A 16,448-nucleotide genomic window follows, 5' to 3' on the forward strand; every position below is an offset into this window, starting at 1 on the left:
GCATGGCAGAGCAGCCGACGATTGAGGTGCGCAACCTGCGCACGCATTTCTTCACCAAGGCGGGCGTGGTGAAGGCGGTGGACGACGTCTCGTTCGCCGTCGGCAAGGGCCGCATCCTCGGGCTCGTCGGCGAATCCGGCTCGGGCAAGTCGGTCACCGGGTTCTCGATCATGGGCCTCGTCGATCCGCCCGGTCGTGTCGCGGGCGGCGAGATCCTGTTCCAGGGCCGCAACCTCGCCGCGCTCTCCGAGGAGGAGATGCGCCAGATCCGCGGTGCCCGCATCGCGATGATCTTCCAGGACCCGATGATGACGCTCAATCCGGTCCTGCGCATCGACACGCAGATGATCGAGACCGTGCTGGCGCATGACAATGTCTCGGAGGCGGAGGCACGGCGGCGCGCGCGCGAGGCGCTGGTGCAGGTCGGCATCCCGAGCCCGGACGAGCGGCTGAAGGCGTATCCGCACCAGTTCTCGGGCGGGATGCGCCAGCGCGTGGCGATCGCGATCGCGCTCCTGCACAAGCCCGAACTGATCATCGCCGACGAGCCCACGACCGCGCTGGACGTGACGATCCAGGGCCAGATCCTGTTCGAGGTGCAGAAACTCTGCCGCGAGAGCGGCACCAGCCTGATCTGGATCACGCATGACCTTTCGGTGGTCGCCGGGCTCGCCGACGAGATCTGCGTGATGTATGCCGGCCGGATCGTCGAGAAGGGCACGGTGGACGAGGTGCTCGACCATCCGCTGCACCCCTACACACGCGGGCTGATCGGTTCGGTGCCGAGCCGCAACGTGCGCGGCAGGCCGCTCGCGCAGATCCCCGGCATGACGCCGTCCCTGCTCAACCTCGCCCCCGGCTGTGCGTTCCGCGCGCGCTGCCCGCGCGCGTCCGACGCCTGCCTGGTCGAGCCGGAGATGACCGCGCCGATCCCGGGCCGCGAGGTGCGCTGCTTCCACCCGCATCTCGAGACGGTGGCGGCATGACCGCGGAGGTCGAGATCGGGCGGCGCGAGCGCGTCGCCGACAGTGCCGCGCCGATGATCGAGCTGCGTGGTGTGTCCAAGCAGTTCCGCAAGATGCTCGACCTCGCCGGCCGGATCGCGCAGCGGCTGGGGGCGAATGTGCGCGACGAAATCGTGCACGCGGTCGACACGGTCGATCTTGCGGTGAAGCAGGGCGAGGTGGTGGGGCTGGTCGGCGAGTCCGGCTGCGGCAAATCGACGCTCGGGCGGATGGTGGCGGGAATCCTCCCCGTCTCGTCCGGCACGATCCTTTGGAAGGGGCAGGACGTGACGACGCTGCCGCCGGAGCAGGCGAAGGCGGCCAAGCTCGCGATCCAGATGATCTTCCAGGACCCGTACGCGTCGCTCAATCCGCGCCTGCGGGTCGATCGCATCATCGGCGAGGCGCCGATGGTGCACGGCCTCGTCAAGCAGGGCGAGTTCGACCAGTACCTCTCGCAGCAGATGCGGCGCGCCGGGCTCGATCCGGCGTTCAAGCGCCGCTACCCGCACCAGTTCTCGGGCGGGCAGCGCCAGCGCATCGGCATCGCGCGCGCGCTCGCGGTGCAGCCCGAGTTCATCGTCTGCGACGAGGCGGTGGCGGCGCTGGACGTCTCGATCCAGGCGCAGATCCTGAATCTGTTCATGGACCTCCGCCGCGACCTCAACCTGACCTACCTGTTCATCAGCCACGATCTCGGCGTGGTCGAGCACCTCTCGGACCGGGTCGTGATCATGTATCTGGGGCGCATCGTCGAGGAGGCATCGGCCGAGGAGGTGTTCGCCTCGCCGAACCATCCCTATACCCAGGCGCTGCTGACCGGCGTGCCGCGCATCGACAGCCGCAAGCGCGCGTTCTCGGCGGTGAAGGGCGAGATTCCGTCGCCGCTCGACCCGCCCCCGGGCTGCCACTTCCATCCGCGCTGCCCGCATGCCATGGCCCGCTGCCGCGAGGAGGCGCCGGCGCTGAAGGAGATCGCGCCGGGGCGGCGCAGTGCGTGCCACCTGAACGACGCGCGGGTCTGACGCCTGATGGCCGAGGCGCCCTTCCGCATCGGGCTGCTGCTGTTTCCGAACATCACGCAGCTCGACCTGACCGGCCCCTACGAGGTGTTCACCAAGCTTCCGGACGCGGAGGTGCGGCTCGTTTGGAAGACACTTGATCCCGTCACCGCGGGCGGCGGAATGCGGCTGATCCCCGACACGACCTTCGCCGACTGCCCGCAGCTTGACCTGATCTGCGCCCCCGGCGGTGCGGGGATAAACCCACTCCTCACCGATGCCGAGACGCTGGACTTCCTGCGCGCCCAGGCGAGGGGCGCGCGCTACATCACCTCTGTCTGTACCGGTGCGCTGGTGCTCGGCGCAGCAGGGCTGCTGCGCGGCAAACGGGCGACCACGCACTGGATGAGCCACGACATGCTCGCCCTGTTCGGCGCGACGCCGACAACGGGCCGCGCCGTGATCGACGGCAACGTCGTCACTGGTGGCGGCGTGACGGCGGGAATCGACTTCGCGCTTGCGGTCGCGGCCGAGATCGCTGGCGTCGAGACCGCCAAGGCGATCCAGCTCGGCCTAGAATACGATCCGCACCCGCCCTTCGCTGCGGGCCATCCGGATCACGCAGAGCCCGCGCTGGTGGCGCGCGCCATTGACACGGCGGCGGCGCGGCAGGCCGAGCGCGCGGCGCTCGTCCGGCGGGCGGCGACGGCGCTTGATCTTACACCGTGAACTGCTCGGCGATGATCCGCTCGCTCAGCGAGTGGTCCGGGTCGAACAGCATGGTGAGCGACACCTCGCGGTCCTCGCGCACGGTCACGCGCAGCACGTCGCGCACCTCGGTGTAGTCCGCGACGGCGGCGACGGGACGCTTCTCCGCCTCCAGCACCTCGAACACCACCTCTGAGGTCGCCGGCAGCAGCGCGCCGCGCCAGCGCCGCGGCCGGAACGCGCTGATCGGCGTGAGCGGCAGCAGGTTCGCTCCCAATGGCACGATCGGTCCGTGTGCCGAGAGGTTGTACGCGGTCGAGCCGGCCGGGGTGGAGATCAGGATGCCGTCGCAGATCACCTCGGGCAGGCGCACCGTGCCGTCCACCAGGATGCGGATCTTCGCCGCCTGGCGCTGCTCGCGGAGCAATGACACCTCGTTGATCGCCAGCGCCTCGGCGGCGCCGTCGCGCACCGTCTCGGCGTTCATCCGCAAGGGGTGCAGCACGGCGGCCTGGGCGCGCGCGATCCGCTCCGGCAGATCCTGATCGCGGAACTCGTTCATCAGGAACCCGACCGAGCCGCAGTTCATGCCGTAGATCGGCCGGTTCCGGCCGAGGAAGCGGTGCTGGGTCTCAAGCATGAATCCGTCACCGCCGAGTGCCACGATCGCCTCCGCGGTCTCGGGTTCGGCATCGCCGTAGCGGGCGACCAGCGCGGCACGCGCCGTCCGCGCCGCCTCGGTCTCGGCGGCGAGGAAGGCGAGGCGCGGGGAAGTCACGCGAGGACGCGGTGGTCCAGCACCGGCATGTCGCGCCGCACCCGTTCGGTCACACCGTGGTCGATGCGCGCGGTGGCGAAGCCCTCGCCGTCCGACACCTTGGCGACCACATGGCCCCAGGGGTCGATCACCAGCGAATGGCCGTAGGTGAAGCGCGGGCTGCCCTTCTCCTCGTGCCTGCCCCAGGTCGCGGCTGCCAGCACCCAGCACTGGGTCTCGATCGCGCGGGCGCGGAGCAGCGTCTCCCAGTGGTCCTTGCCGGTCTGCAGCGTGAAGGCGGCCGGCACGACGATCACGTTGGCGCCCTTCTGGCGCAGCTTCAGGTAGAGTTCGGGGAAGCGCACATCGTAGCAGATCGTGGAGCCGACCGTGGAGCCATCGGCCTGGTAGGTGACGACCTCGTCGCCGCGGCCGAAGGTCGCGCTCTCGCGATAGCCGGTGCCGTCGGGCGCGACGATGTCGAACAGATGGATCTTGCGGTAGCGCGCAAGCTCCTTGCCCTCGGGGCTGAACACCACCGTGGTGTTGTAGAGCTTGTCGCCCGCGTCCTCGGACATCGAGCCGCCATGCACGACGATCCGGTGCTTCACCGCGAGATCGCGCAGGAAGGTGTAGGCGGGTCCGGGCTCGTTCGACCCTTCCGTCCCTGGCAGGCGCTCGGCGGCCGCGCGCTTGGCCGCGGCATCGCCGCCGAGGCAGGTCCACATCTCGGGCAGGGCGATGAAGTCAGGCCGGTCGGCCGCGATCGCCGCGTCGGTCAGGCGCGCGGCGGCGGCGATGTTCGTCGCCTTGTCGTGGCCGGGATTCATCTGGACGACGCTGACGCGCATCGCGAGGGCTCCTTGCGATCGAAACAGGACGCGGGGTGGCGATCAGCCGCCCGTGAGGCTCATGTGGCGCGCGACCGCGGGGCGGTTGCGCCGGCGGTCGATGACGAAGTCATGCCCCTTGGGCTTGCGGCCGATCGCCTCGAGGATGGCGGCCTCCAGTGCCGCGTCGTCGGCCGAGGCGCGCAGCGGCGTGCGCAGATCGGCCGCGTCGTCCTGGCCAAGGCACATGTACATCGTGCCGGTGCAGGTCAGCCGCACGCGGTTGCAGGACTCGCAGAAATTGTGGGTCATCGGCGTGATGAAGCCGATCCGCCGCCCGGTCTCCTTGACCACGACGTAGCGCGCCGGCCCCCCCGTCGCGTAGTCGGTCTCGGCGAGCGTCCAGGACTTCGCCAGCCGCGCCCGCACGATCGAGAGCGGCAGGTACTGGTCGGTGCGGTCGCCGCCGATGTCGCCCATCGGCATGGTCTCGATCAGGCAGAGATCGAAGCCGTGCTCGCCGCACCAGGCGACCATGCGGTCGAGCTCGTCCTCGTTCACGCCCTTCAGCGCCACCGCGTTGATCTTGATCGCGAGCCCGGCGGCCTTCGCGGCGAAGATGCCGTCCAGCGTCTTCTCGATCCGGCCCCAGCGCGTGATCGCGGTGAACTTCGCCGGGTCGAGGGTGTCGAGGCTCACGTTGATCCGCCGCACGCCCGCCGCCGCCAGATCACCGGCGAACCGGGTGAGCTGGCTGCCGTTGGTGGTGACGGTGAGCTCGTCGAGCCCCTGGCCGATCCGTGCGCCGAGGCCGCGCACCAGCCGCATCACGTCGCGCCGCACCAGCGGCTCGCCGCCGGTAAGCCTGACCTTCCGCACGCCGAGCCGGATGAACGCGGCCGTCACCCGCTCCAGCTCCTCGAGCGTGAGCAGCTCCGCCTTCGGCAGGAAGGTCATCTCCTCGGCCATGCAGTAGACGCAGCGGAGATCGCACCGGTCGGTGACCGACACGCGGAGATAGGTGATCTCTCGGCCGAAGGGATCGCGCATCGCCTGTCCGGGTTGCGTCAGTGCCACTCCAGGAATGTAGGGCGCGCCTCCCCCGCTGTCCAACCGGGCGATGCGGCCGCGCTCTGCCAGGAAATTGCCGCTATTGTCCCGGAAGGACAGGGGCCGGTTGAGCGGCGCGCCTGGGCGGATGTCATCGGGGGACCAGTCCATGTCGTTGGTCGGCGCCATCTCCGGCCTTGCGGGATCGGGAAATCGGAGGGGTGTCTCCGCGCCGGGCGGAACGAGATGACCAGTTGCGTCATGTTTGCCGAGCTCGTCTGTTCCCGCCTGACCCATGACCTGAGCGGCCCGCTCGCCACCATCTCCGGCGCGGTCGAGCTGCTCTCCCTCGACGATCCTGCGTCGCGCCAGGAGGCGATGGAGCTCGCCGGCGAGGCGACCGCGCAGCTTGCGCATCGGCTGAAGTACCTCCGTGCCGCCTGGGGCGCGGGCGGGCAGGAGCTCACGGTCGCCGCGATCGCCGCCATGGCCGATGGCGTGCTCGCCGGCGGGCGGGCGACGCTGGACGCGGCCCGCGTGGCCGGGCCGGACCGGCCGCTCGGCGCGCTTGGCCGGGTGCTGCTGAACGCGCTGATGGTCGCGGCCGAGGCCCTGCCGCGCGGTGGTACCATCGTCTGCGCGGGCGATCCCGAGACCCAGCTCGTGCTCAAGCCGGTGGGCGACGGGGCGGCCTGGCCGGGCGGACTCGCAGGGCTGATCGCGGGCGACGATCCGCTCGCAGCGGCGACGGCGGCGGGGCCGCGCGGCATCGCCGCGCCGATGCTGATGGCGCTCGCCCGGCGTGACAGCGTGGCGGTGACGCTGCTGATGGGCTCGGGCCTGCCGTTGCTGAGCCTGGCGCCGGAGCGACGCGCCCCGCCGGAGTGACATCCGGGCGCCGACCGCGCTTTACGATTTCTTGGCCCGTCCCGCCGCATGGTCCCGCCCGCACAGCTGCGGAGCGGGGCGCGTGGACGACCTTCTTGCCGATTTCCTGACCGAGACGAATGAGAGCCTCGCCGAGCTCGACACCGCGCTGATCCGGCTCGAGCAGGTGCCGGACGACCAGGCAACGCTGTCGCAGATCTTCCGCCTCGTGCACACGATCAAGGGCACCTGCGGCTTCCTCGGCCTGCCGCGGCTCGAGAAGGTGGCCCATGCCGGCGAGAACGTGCTCGGGCGCTTCCGCGACGGCACGCTCACGCCCACGCCCGCGGCCATTACTGTGATCCTGAAGGCGATTGACCGCATCAAGATGATCGTCGCCGGGCTGGAAGCGACCGAAGGCGAGCCCGCAGGCGATGATGACGCCCTGATCGGCGCGCTGAACGCCCTCATGGAGGGCGAGGCGGCTGAGCCGGAGCCCACGCCCGATCCCGGCCCGGTTGCCGCGGTGCAGCCGCCGGTCGAGCCGGCCGCCCTCGCTGTGCCCGCGCCCGCGGCGGAACAGCCAGAGCAAGTGGCCGCACCCGGCGAGTCCGGGGTCGCCGCGCAGACCATCCGCGTCAGCGTCGACGTGCTCGAGGACCTGATGACGCTCGTGAGCGAGCTGGTGCTCGCGCGCAACCAGCTGCTCCAGCTCGGACGCACGCAGCAGAACAGCCCCTTCACCGTGCCGCTGCAGCGCCTCAGCCACATCACCACCGACCTCCAGGAAGGGGTGATGAAGACGCGCATGCAGCCGATCGGCAATGCGTGGAACAAGCTGCCGCGCCTGGTGCGCGACCTCGCGCGCGAGACCGGCAAGCGGATCGAGCTCGCCATGCACGGCGCCGAGACCGAGCTCGACCGCCAGGTGCTGGAGTTCATCAAGGACCCGCTCACCCACATGGTGCGGAACTCCGCCGATCACGGGCTGGAGACCACCACCGACCGGCGGGCTGCCGGCAAGCCCGAGACCGGGCGGATCAGCCTGAATGCCTTCCACGAGGGCGGGCACATCATCATCGAGATCGCCGATGACGGGCGCGGGCTGAACACGCGGCGGATCGCCGAGAAGGCCGTGGCGCAGGGGTTCGCGACCGAGGCCGAGCTCGCGCAGTTGTCCGAGACGGCGATCCACCAGTTCATCTTCCGCGCGGGGTTCTCCACCGCCGCCCAGATCACCGCGGTGTCCGGCCGCGGGGTCGGCATGGATGTGGTGAAGACCAACATCGAGAAGATCGGCGGGACGATCGAGCTCCGCAGCCGCGAAGGCCGCGGCACCACCGTCACGATCAAGATCCCGCTTACCCTCGCGATCGTCTCGGCGCTGATCGTCGAGTGCGCGCGCGAGCGCTTCGCGATCCCGCAGATCAGCGTGGTCGAACTGGTGCGCACCGGCGGCGGGTCGGAGACCACGATCGAGCAGATCAATCGCACCCCGGTGCTGCGACTGCGCGACCGGCTGCTGCCGCTGGTGCGCCTCTCCAGCCTGCTCGCGCTCGACGAGGGCGAGCCGGACGAGAGGGCGGAGTCGTTCATCGTCGTCGCCAAGGTCGGCACCGAGAATTTCGGCCTGATCGTCGATCGCGTGTTCGACACCGAGGAGATCGTGGTCAAGCCGGTGGCGCCCATCCTGCGCGACATCACGCTGTTCTCCGGCAACACCATCCTGGGCGACGGCAGCGTGATCATGATCCTCGATCCGAACGGGATCGCCCGCACGGTCGGGATCGGCGCCGCCGCGGGCGCCGAGCGGACTGGCCTGGTCGAGCCCACGCGTACCGATGCCGGCTCGTCCGGGGCGCGCACCTCGCTCCTGCTGTTCCGCGCCGGCGGCGCCGAGCCGAAGGCCGTGCCGCTCGGCCTGGTCGCGCGGCTCGAGGAGATCGCCGCCGACCGGATCGAGCGCGCCGGCGCCCGGGCGATGGTGCAGTACCGCGGCCGGCTGATGCCGCTGGTGCCGATGGGGGTCGATCTCGATGACGCGACCGTCGCCCGCCGCCCCGTCCTGGTGTTCAGCGACGGTGGGCGCAGCATGGGGCTCGTGGTCGACGAGATCCTCGACGTGGTCGAGGATGTCGTGACCATCCAGCTCGGCTCGGCGCGTCCCGGCATCCTCGGCAGCGCCGTGATCGCCGGCCGCGCCACCGAGATCATCGATACCGGCCACTGGCTGGCGCTCGCCGCCGAGGACTGGTTCGCCGCCCGCCGCGGAGGCGCCGGCGGTCCACGGCCGCATCTGCTGGTGATCGACGACAGCGCGTTCTTCCGCCACATGCTGGTGCCGGTGCTGACCGCGGCCGGCTACGAGGTGACCGCGGCCGAGACCGCGGATGCCGCGCTCAGGCTGCGCGAGCAGGGGCGCCGGTTCGACGCGATCGTCTCCGACATCGAGATGCCGGGCATGGACGGCTTCGCCTTCGCCCGCGCCGTGCGCGAGGATCCGCGCTGGGCCGCGCTGCCCCTGGTCGCGCTGACCGGACGTGTGGCCGATGCCGACATCCTGCGCGGCCGCGAGTCCGGGTTCACCGACTATGTCGCCAAGTTCGACCGCGAGGCGCTGCTCGCCGGGATCGCCCAGGTGCTCGCCACGCGCCGCGAGACGGAGGCCGCCTGACATGACCGCCACTGCCGAGATCACCCGCCCGGCCCCGGGTGCGCGAGGCGCCAATGACGAGGCGCGCGACGTCTATGTCACGCTCACCGTGGGCGGCCAGCTCTGCGGCATCCCCGTGCTGGGCGTGCGCGACATCCTGGGGCCGCAGGCGATCACGCGCATCCCGCTCGCCCCGCCCGAGGTCGCCGGCAGCCTGAACCTGCGGGGGCGGATCGTCACCGCGATCGACCTGCGGCGGAGGCTCGGCGTTGCCCATGCCGCGTCCGGCACCTCGATGAGCGTGGTGGTCGAGCACCAGGGCGAGCACTACAGCCTGCTGGTCGACAGCGTCGGTGAGGTGATGCGGCTCGAGGCCGCGAGCCGCGAGCAGAACCCGCCCACGCTGGCTCCCGAGTGGCGAGGCTTCTCGGCCGGCATCTTCCGGCTCTCAGGCGAGCTGCTGGTGGTGCTCGACGTCGCCGCCGTGCTCGATCTCTGACACGCCTCTCAACGGGAACCAGCGCGATGAAGACCTTCCTGGTCGTCGACGACAGCCGTGTCGTGCGCAAGGTGGCACGCCGCATCCTCGAAGGCTTCGGCTTCGCGGTCGAGGAGGCCGAGGACGGCGCGCAGGCGCTGACCGCCTGCCGGGAGCGGCTGCCCGATGCGATCCTGCTCGACTGGAACATGCCGGTGATGAACGGCCTCGAATTCCTGCACGCGCTGCGCGGCGAATTCGGCGCGGACAACCCGGCGGTGGTGTTCTGCACCACCGAGAACGAGATGGGCCGGATCGAACAGGCGATCGAGGGCGGGGCCAACGAGTACATCATGAAGCCGTTCGACGCCGAGATCATCCAGTCCAAGCTCGCCCAGGTCGGCCTGCTCTGATGGTGCTTGCCGCGCCTGCGGCTCCGCGCGCAACGGCGTGCGAGGAGCGGATCCGCGCGATCGTCTGCGACGACAGCGCGGTGATCCGGGGCCTGCTCGTGCGTCTGCTCGAGGCGGATCCGGCGATCGTGGTGGTGGGCACGGCCTCGAATGGGCGAGATGTGCTCGCGTTGCAGGCCCGAGCGAGACCGGACGTCGTGGTGCTCGACATCGAGATGCCGGTGATGGACGGGCTGACGGCCCTGCCGGCGCTGCTGAAGGCCGATCCTGCGGTGCAGGTGGTGATGGCCTCGACGCTGACCACGCGCGGCGCCGACATCACGATGCAGGCGCTCCGCCTCGGGGCGGCCGACTATGTGCCGAAGCCGACCGCCGTGGGCGGGATCGCCGCGGGCGAGGGGTTCCGCCGCGACCTGGTCGAGAAGGTGCGGGCGCTGGGCCACGCGGCACAGCGTCGCCGGGGCACAGCGCGCGCAGCACCGCTGCCGGTTCCGCGTGCACCCGCGCCGCTGTCGCCGGTTGCGCCCCGCCGCACCGTCCCCGAGCTGATCGCAGTGGGGGCGTCGACCGGCGGACCGCAGGCGCTGTTCCGGGTCATGAAGGAGCTCGGCGCCGGCTTCCATCTGCCGGTGCTGATCACGCAGCACATGCCGGCGACCTTCATCCCGATCCTCGCCGAACACATCAGCCGCATCGGCGCCCTGCCCTGCGCCGAGGCCAGGGACGGCGAGCGGATCGTTCCGGGTCGCGCCTATCTCGCGCCGGGCGACCATCACATGCTCGTGGCAGGCGACCGCCATGCTCCGGTTGTGTCGCTGTCCGCGGCGCCGCCTGAGAATTTCTGCCGCCCTGCGGTCGATCCGATGCTGCGCAGCGCGGCCGCCGTGATGGGCCGCCATGTGCTCGCGGTCATCCTGACCGGCATGGGCCATGACGGCCTCGAGGGCGGCCGGGCAGTGGCCGCAGCCGGCGGAGCCGTGATCGCGCAGGACGAGGCGAGCTCGGTCGTCTGGGGCATGCCCGGCGCGGTCGTCCAGGCGGGGATCGCCTCCGTGATCGTCCCGATCGACGCGGTTGCGCGCGAGATCGCCAGCCTTGCCCGTGCGGGGGGAGCATTCGCATGACCAGTGCCTCGTTCAGCCAGCTCGCGGAGTTCCTCCAGACCCGCTCCGGCCTCGTGCTGACCCCGGACAAGATGTACCTGGTCGAGACGCGGCTCGGGCCGCTGATGAAGCGCGAGGGCCTGCCCGATCTCTCCGCCCTGGTCGGCCGAGTGAGGGCGGCGCTCTCCAGCCCGATCGCGACCGAGGTCGTCGAGCTGATGACGACCAACGAGACGCTGTTCTTCCGCGACGGCAAGCCGTTCGAGCACCTCAAGGAGAAGGTGTGGTCGCGCATGGCCGCGACGCGCGGACCCTCGGGCACGATCCGCGTCTGGTCGGCGGCGTGCAGCACCGGGCAGGAAGCCTATTCGGTCGGCATGTCCGCGCTCGAGAATGCCGCGACGCTCGGCGGCTGCCGGGTCGAGATCCTCGGCACCGACATCTCCCGCGACGTGCTGAAGCGCGCCGAACAGGGCCGCTACAGCCAGTTCGAGGTGCAGCGTGGCCTGCCGATCACCATGCTGATGCGCCACTTCCGCAAGGAGGGCGCGGACTGGCACGTGAAGGACCCCGTCCGCGCGCTGGTGCGCTGGCGCGAGTGGAACCTGCTCGCGCCGCCGGGCCCGCTCGGCCGGTTCGACGTGGTGTTCCTGCGCAACGTGCTGATCTATTTCGACCAGGCGACCAAGGCGCGCGTGCTCGACCAGATCGCCTCGGTGCTGGCCCCGGACGGCGTGCTCTACCTGGGCGGGGCCGAGACCGTGCTCGGCCTGACCAGCCGCTTCGCCCCGCTCGACGGGGTGCGCTCGGCCTACGCGCTCGCCTGATCTGCCGCACGGCGGACCTCCCCAAGCGGCTTCGGGCTTGCTAACGTCCGGATCTGACGGATCACCGTCGAGATCGGGAGGGAGAGACACCGATGCGCCATCTGCTGCTGGCGAGCATCTTCGCGGCGGGGCTTGCCACCGCGGCCGATGCGAACACGTTCCGATGGGCCAATGACGGCGACGTCAACTCGATGGACCCGTATGCGCGGAACGAGACGTTCCTGCTCACCTTCATGGGCAATGTCTATGAGCCGCTGGTACGGCGCGACCGCGAGCTGAGGGTCGAACCGGCGCTCGCGGTGCGGTGGGACCAGCCGAGCCCGACGGTCTGGCGCTTCCATCTGCGCCCGGACGTGAAGTTCCACGATGGGACCCCGCTCACGGCCGAGGACGTCGTGTTCAGCGTCGTGCGGGCGAAAGGGCCGGGCTCGAACGTCTCGACCAAGCTCGCGACGGTGACCGAGGCGCGCGCGGTCGATCCGCTGACGGTCGAGTTCGTCACCTCGGAGCCGAATCCGATCCTGCTCGAGGAGATCGCCGACTTCTTCATCATGTCGAAGCGCTGGGCCGAGGCGAACAACGCCGCCCAGGCGGCCGACCTGACTCGGCGCGAGGAGAACTACGCCACGCGCAACGCGAACGGTACCGGACCGTTCCGCCTCGCCTCGCGCGAGCCCGACCAGCGCACCGTGCTCGAGCCGAACCCGAACTGGTGGGACAAGGCCGAGCACAACCTCACCCGCGTCGAGTTCAACGTGATCGCCAATGCCGCGACGCGCGTGGCCGCGCTGCTCTCGGGCGAGGTGGACATGGTCTATACCGTGCCGCCGCAGGACGTGGAGCGGATCGGCCGAACCCAGGGGTTCCGCATCCACCAGAAGGCGGAACTCCGCACCATCTTCCTGGGCTTCGACCAGCAGCGCGACCAGCTTCTGAAGTCGGATGTCCAGGGCAGGAATCCGTTCAAGGACGTGCGCGTGCGCCGGGCCTTCGTGCATGCGATCGATGTCGAGGCGATCCGCTCGCGCGTGATGCGCGGGCAGTCCCGACCGTCCTGGCTGATGGTCGGGCCCGGCATCAACGGCTTCGACGAGGATCTCGACAAGGCCCGGCCGCGCGTCGATCTCGACGCCGCGCGACGGCTGCTGTCGGAGGCCGGGTATCCGAACGGCTTCGGCGTGACGATGGACTGCCCGAATGACCGCTACGTCAACGACGAGGCGATCTGCCAGGCGGTGACGGCGATGCTCGCGCGGATCGGCGTGCGCGTCACCCTCGCCGCGCAGACCCGCGCGCGCTACTTCGCCGAGATCCTCGGTCCCCGCTACAACACCAGCTTCTACCTGCTGGGCTGGACGCCCTCGACCTACGACGCCCACAACATGCTGTTCAACCTGGCCGCGACACGCCAGGGCAACCAGGGCCAGTTCAACGTGGGCGCCTACTCGAACCCGCGCGTCGACGAGTTGACGGCGAAGATCGCGGTCGAGACCAACATCGCCGAGCGTAACCGGATGATCTCCGAGGCGTTCCGGATCCACGCCGAGGATGTCGGCCACGTTCCGCTGCACCAGCAGCAGGTGATCTGGGCGGCGAAGACGAACATCGAGCTCGTGCAGCTCGCCGACAACTGGTTCCCGCTGCGCTTCGTGCGCGTGCGTTGACCGACGCTGCGACTGCCTGTCTCGGCGGGGCCTCTGTGCCCCGCCGTTCCGTTCTGGAGGAGGCATGGAGAGGGTAGGGTTCATCGGCCTCGGCACCATGGGCGCGCCGATGGCGGCGAATCTGCGACGCAGGCAGGTCCCGATGGTGGTGTACGACGTGCGCGCCGACGCGATGGCGCGGCTCGTCGAGCTTGGCGCCGAAGCTGCCGACGGCACGGCCGCGGTCGCGCGTGCCGCCGATGTCGTGATCACCATGCTGCCGGGGCCGAAGGAGGTCGCCGCGGCGATCGCCGCGATCCTGGCCGAGGCGCGTCCGGGCCTGCTGGTGATGGACATGTCCACCGTCGATCCCGAGACCACGGATGCGGCTGCCGCGGCCTGTCATGCCAAGGCGGTCGCTTTCGTCGATGCGCCGGTCGGCCGGCTCAGCCAGCACGCCGAGCGCGGCGAGAGCCTCTTCATGGTCGGCGCCGACGCGGCCGACTTCGCGCGGGCGAAGCCGCTGCTCGAGGCGATGGGGACGACCATCCACCACTGCGGCGGCCCTGGTGCCGGCACGCGCACCAAGCTCGTCAACAACCTGATGACAGTGTGTCTGTGCGCGCTGAATGCCGAGGCGCTGACCCTTGCCTCCGCCTTCGGGCTCGATCTGGCGAAGACGCTCGATGTGCTGAATGGCACCACGGCGGTGAACGGCCAGCTCAGCGTGAACTACCCGAACAAGGCGCTCGCCGGCGATCTCGCTCCGGGCTTCATGATCGACCTCGCGCACAAGGACCTCAGCCTGATCCTGGCGGCGGGCAATGCCGCGAGGGTACCGCTTGCGGCGACCGCCGCGATCCGCGAGCTCTACTCGATCGCGCGCGGCACCGGACGCGGCCGGCAGGACATGACGGCGGTGCTCGACACGCTGTGCGATCTCGCCGGGGTCAAGGCGCCGCGCCAGGAACGTACGGCGTGAGCGTCGCCAGCGCTGCCCCCGAGAGGATCACGCGGTCCGTTCGATCGGCGCGAGGCGCTCAAGCAGGATCTCGGCGCAGCGGCGCCAGGAGAACCCCTCGGCGAAGCGGCGGCAGGCGTCGCGGTCAAGTCCGAGCGCGGCAGTCGCCGCAGCGGCAAGGTCCTGGTCCAGCACCCCCACCGGCGCGGTGTTGATCACGTCCTTCGGTCCCATCACCGGGAAGGCGGCGACGGGCGTGCCGCAGGCGAGCGCCTCGACGATCACCAGCCCGAACGTGTCAGTGAGCGAGGGAAACACGAACACATCGGCCTCGGCGTAGGCGCCGGCGAGATCCTCGCCGAACTTCGCCCCCAGCCAGTGCGCTTCCGGGAAGCGGCGTTCGAGCGCCGGCCGGGCCGGCCCGTCACCGACCACCACCTTCGAGCCGGGGAGATCGAGGGCGAGGAACGCCTCGATGTTCTTCTCCACCGCCACGCGGCCGACATAGAGGAAGACCGGGCGCGGCAGGTTGAGCGCGCCGCGTGCGCGCGGACGGAACAGGCCGAGATCGACCCCGCGTGTCCAGGCGGCGACGTTGCGGAAGCCGCGTGACGCGAGTTCTTCGCGCAGGGATGCGGTCGCCGTCAGCACCGCCGCCGACGGCCGGTGGAAGCGACGCATGATCGCCCAGGTCAGCCCCAGCGGCACGCCGAGCCGCGCCTTCAGGTACTCGGGGAAGCGGGTGTGGAACGCCGTGGTGAAGGGCCAGCCGCGCCTCAGGCAGAGCCGGCGCGCGGCGAGCCCGAGCGGGCCTTCGGTCGCGATATGGATCGCATCGGGACAGAACGCGTCGATGATGGCGCGCAGCCGCCGCCCGGGCAGGATCGCAAGCCGCACATCCGGTTCGGTCGGCGCGCCGAGGGTGCGGAACCGGTCCGGCCCAACCACCTCGACGACATGGCCCATCTGCGCGAGCTCGTCGCGCACGGTCGCAAGCGTGCGCACGACACCGTTCACCTGCGGCATCCAGGCATCGGAGACGATCAGGATTCGCACAGGGCCGGCCGGCGTGAACCAGGGCAGCGCGTCGTCGGGCGGGGTCCGCCTAGGCCGGCGCAAGCGCACCGGCCCGTGCAGGAGCGTCCCAGAACGACAGCCGGTTCTCGGCCGCCCAGTCCACGAGCTCCATCCGCCCGTCGGGATGCTCGACCAGCGCGGTGCACGACTCCACCCAGTCGCCGTCGTTCATATAGGCGATCCCGTCCACCGCGCGGATCGCGGCATGATGGATGTGTCCGCACACCACGCCGTCGCAGCCGCGACGTCGCGCCTCGGCAGCGAGCGCGGACTCGAACCGGTCGATCGCCTTGACCGCCTCCTTCACCTGACGCTTCAGCCACGCCGAGAGCGACCAGTACGGATAGCCCAGGCGGCGGCGCGCGCCGTTGAACCAGCGGTTCAGCACCAGCGCACAGGTGTAGGCCCAGTCGCCGAGAACGGCGAGGAAGCGTGCGTAGCGCACGACCGAGTCGAACTCGTCACCATGCATGACCAGCAGCCGTCGGCCGTCGGCGGTGACGTGCTCGGCATCGCGGCGCAGGCGCACGCCCGCGAACTCCATCGGCATCCAGGCGCGGAACAGCTCGTCGTGGTTGCCGGGGATGTAGGTCACGTGCGTGCCCGCGCGTGCCTTGGCGAGGATGACGCGCAGGATCTCGTCGTGGGTCTCGTCCCAGTACCAGGAGCGGCGCAGCCGCCAGCCGTCCACCACGTCGCCCACCAGGTAGAGGTGCCGGCACTCGGTCCGGCGGAGGAAGTCGAGCAGGAAGTCGGACCGGCAGCCGCGCGTGCCGAGATGCAGATCAGAAATGAAGACACTGCGGTAGCTCCGGGTGACAAACGGCGCGGTCATGCGCGCAGCACTCCTTCATCGCTTCACCGCACCCCTCTACCCAGAGAAAACCAACGGTTGCCATGAAGATTTCATGAAACGCTTGAGCAATAAGGTGTAATCGTCTGGCCTCTCCTCTGTCATCTGGGTGTCATCGTCTGTGGATATCATGTGGGTTTGCGGCGCCGGGGACGGCGCGTCCGGTCGCGCGTGCTGGTGATCTTCAATCCCGCCGCGGGGGCACGGCGGCGGCGGCGCTTCG

At 70.3% G+C, this 16,448-nt stretch carries 16 protein-coding genes; 11 read left to right on the forward strand and 5 right to left on the reverse strand.

Features of this window, described 5'->3' with window-relative positions:
- Positions 1 to 2 precede the first annotated feature (2 nt).
- The 3 genes from ACTIFU_RS01455 to ACTIFU_RS01465 are packed head-to-tail and all read left to right on the forward strand — an operon-like array spanning position 3 to position 2,734.
- Positions 3 to 986: an ABC transporter ATP-binding protein gene (locus ACTIFU_RS01455; protein ID WP_439576499.1), complete on the forward strand. Its 984-nt coding sequence runs from the start codon at positions 3 to 5 to the stop codon at positions 984 to 986.
- Complete coding sequence (locus ACTIFU_RS01460; RefSeq protein WP_439576500.1) at positions 983 to 2,029, forward strand: ABC transporter ATP-binding protein; 1,047 nt, start codon at positions 983 to 985, stop codon at positions 2,027 to 2,029. Before ACTIFU_RS01455 ends, ACTIFU_RS01460 begins: the two co-directional genes overlap by 4 nt.
- A 6-nt stretch (positions 2,030 to 2,035) precedes the next feature.
- Positions 2,036 to 2,734 (forward strand): DJ-1/PfpI family protein, encoded by a 699-nt coding sequence (locus ACTIFU_RS01465; protein ID WP_439576501.1) that lies wholly within the window; start codon positions 2,036 to 2,038, stop codon positions 2,732 to 2,734.
- Here ACTIFU_RS01465 and ACTIFU_RS01470 read toward each other — a convergent pair.
- The 3 genes from ACTIFU_RS01470 to moaA are packed head-to-tail and all read right to left on the reverse strand — an operon-like array spanning position 2,724 to position 5,350.
- Complete coding sequence (locus ACTIFU_RS01470; RefSeq protein WP_439576502.1) at positions 2,724 to 3,491, reverse strand: NAD kinase; 768 nt, start codon at positions 3,489 to 3,491, stop codon at positions 2,724 to 2,726. The genes ACTIFU_RS01465 and ACTIFU_RS01470 overlap by 11 nt on opposite strands.
- Complete coding sequence (locus ACTIFU_RS01475; RefSeq protein WP_439576503.1) at positions 3,488 to 4,321, reverse strand: carbon-nitrogen hydrolase family protein; 834 nt, start codon at positions 4,319 to 4,321, stop codon at positions 3,488 to 3,490. Before ACTIFU_RS01475 ends, ACTIFU_RS01470 begins: the two co-directional genes overlap by 4 nt.
- A gap of 42 nt (positions 4,322 to 4,363) precedes the next feature.
- Positions 4,364 to 5,350 carry a GTP 3',8-cyclase MoaA gene (gene moaA / locus ACTIFU_RS01480; RefSeq protein ID WP_439576504.1) on the reverse strand — a complete coding sequence of 329 codons (987 nt, stop codon included), beginning with the start codon at positions 5,348 to 5,350 and terminating at the stop codon, positions 4,364 to 4,366.
- 261 nt (positions 5,351 to 5,611) lie between these two features.
- Between moaA and ACTIFU_RS01485 the strand changes: the two genes are divergently transcribed.
- From ACTIFU_RS01485 to ACTIFU_RS01520, 8 genes are all read left to right on the forward strand, one after another.
- Complete coding sequence (locus tag ACTIFU_RS01485) at positions 5,612 to 6,238, forward strand: histidine phosphotransferase family protein (RefSeq protein WP_439576505.1); 627 nt, start codon at positions 5,612 to 5,614, stop codon at positions 6,236 to 6,238.
- An 82-nt stretch (positions 6,239 to 6,320) separates the two neighbouring features.
- On the forward strand, positions 6,321 to 8,891 hold the full coding sequence (locus tag ACTIFU_RS01490) for a hybrid sensor histidine kinase/response regulator (RefSeq protein ID WP_439576506.1): 2,571 nt from the start codon (positions 6,321 to 6,323) through the stop codon (positions 8,889 to 8,891).
- A 1-nt stretch (position 8,892) separates the two neighbouring features.
- Positions 8,893 to 9,369, forward strand: a complete 477-nt coding sequence (locus ACTIFU_RS01495) for a chemotaxis protein CheW (protein WP_439576507.1) — start codon at positions 8,893 to 8,895, stop codon at positions 9,367 to 9,369.
- Between the two features lie 26 nt (positions 9,370 to 9,395).
- On the forward strand, positions 9,396 to 9,761 hold the full coding sequence (locus tag ACTIFU_RS01500) for a response regulator (protein WP_439576508.1): 366 nt from the start codon (positions 9,396 to 9,398) through the stop codon (positions 9,759 to 9,761).
- On the forward strand, positions 9,761 to 10,885 hold the full coding sequence (locus tag ACTIFU_RS01505; protein WP_439576509.1) for a protein-glutamate methylesterase/protein-glutamine glutaminase: 1,125 nt from the start codon (positions 9,761 to 9,763) through the stop codon (positions 10,883 to 10,885). The genes ACTIFU_RS01500 and ACTIFU_RS01505 overlap by 1 nt, the downstream gene beginning before the upstream one ends.
- The gene (locus ACTIFU_RS01510; RefSeq protein WP_439576510.1) at positions 10,882 to 11,691 is read left to right on the forward strand and encodes a CheR family methyltransferase; all 810 of its coding nucleotides are present in this window, start codon (positions 10,882 to 10,884) and stop codon (positions 11,689 to 11,691) included. The genes ACTIFU_RS01505 and ACTIFU_RS01510 overlap by 4 nt, the downstream gene beginning before the upstream one ends.
- Before the next feature lie 92 nt (positions 11,692 to 11,783).
- The gene (locus tag ACTIFU_RS01515) at positions 11,784 to 13,355 is read left to right on the forward strand and encodes an ABC transporter substrate-binding protein (protein WP_439576511.1); all 1,572 of its coding nucleotides are present in this window, start codon (positions 11,784 to 11,786) and stop codon (positions 13,353 to 13,355) included.
- 64 nt (positions 13,356 to 13,419) lie between these two features.
- Positions 13,420 to 14,316 carry an NAD(P)-dependent oxidoreductase gene (locus tag ACTIFU_RS01520; protein WP_439576512.1) on the forward strand — a complete coding sequence of 299 codons (897 nt, stop codon included), beginning with the start codon at positions 13,420 to 13,422 and terminating at the stop codon, positions 14,314 to 14,316.
- Between the two features lie 27 nt (positions 14,317 to 14,343).
- Here the strand turns inward: ACTIFU_RS01520 and ACTIFU_RS01525 are convergent, their stop codons facing one another.
- Entirely contained in the window at positions 14,344 to 15,351 is a 1,008-nt protein-coding gene (locus ACTIFU_RS01525; protein WP_439576572.1) for a glycosyltransferase family 4 protein, read from the reverse strand.
- Between the two features lie 49 nt (positions 15,352 to 15,400).
- Complete coding sequence (locus ACTIFU_RS01530; RefSeq protein WP_439576513.1) at positions 15,401 to 16,207, reverse strand: UDP-2,3-diacylglucosamine diphosphatase; 807 nt, start codon at positions 16,205 to 16,207, stop codon at positions 15,401 to 15,403.
- Positions 16,208 to 16,448 lie beyond the last annotated feature (241 nt).

Source organism: Elioraea sp., from assembly GCF_051860475.1.
Lineage (GTDB): Bacteria > Pseudomonadota > Alphaproteobacteria > Acetobacterales > Acetobacteraceae > Elioraea.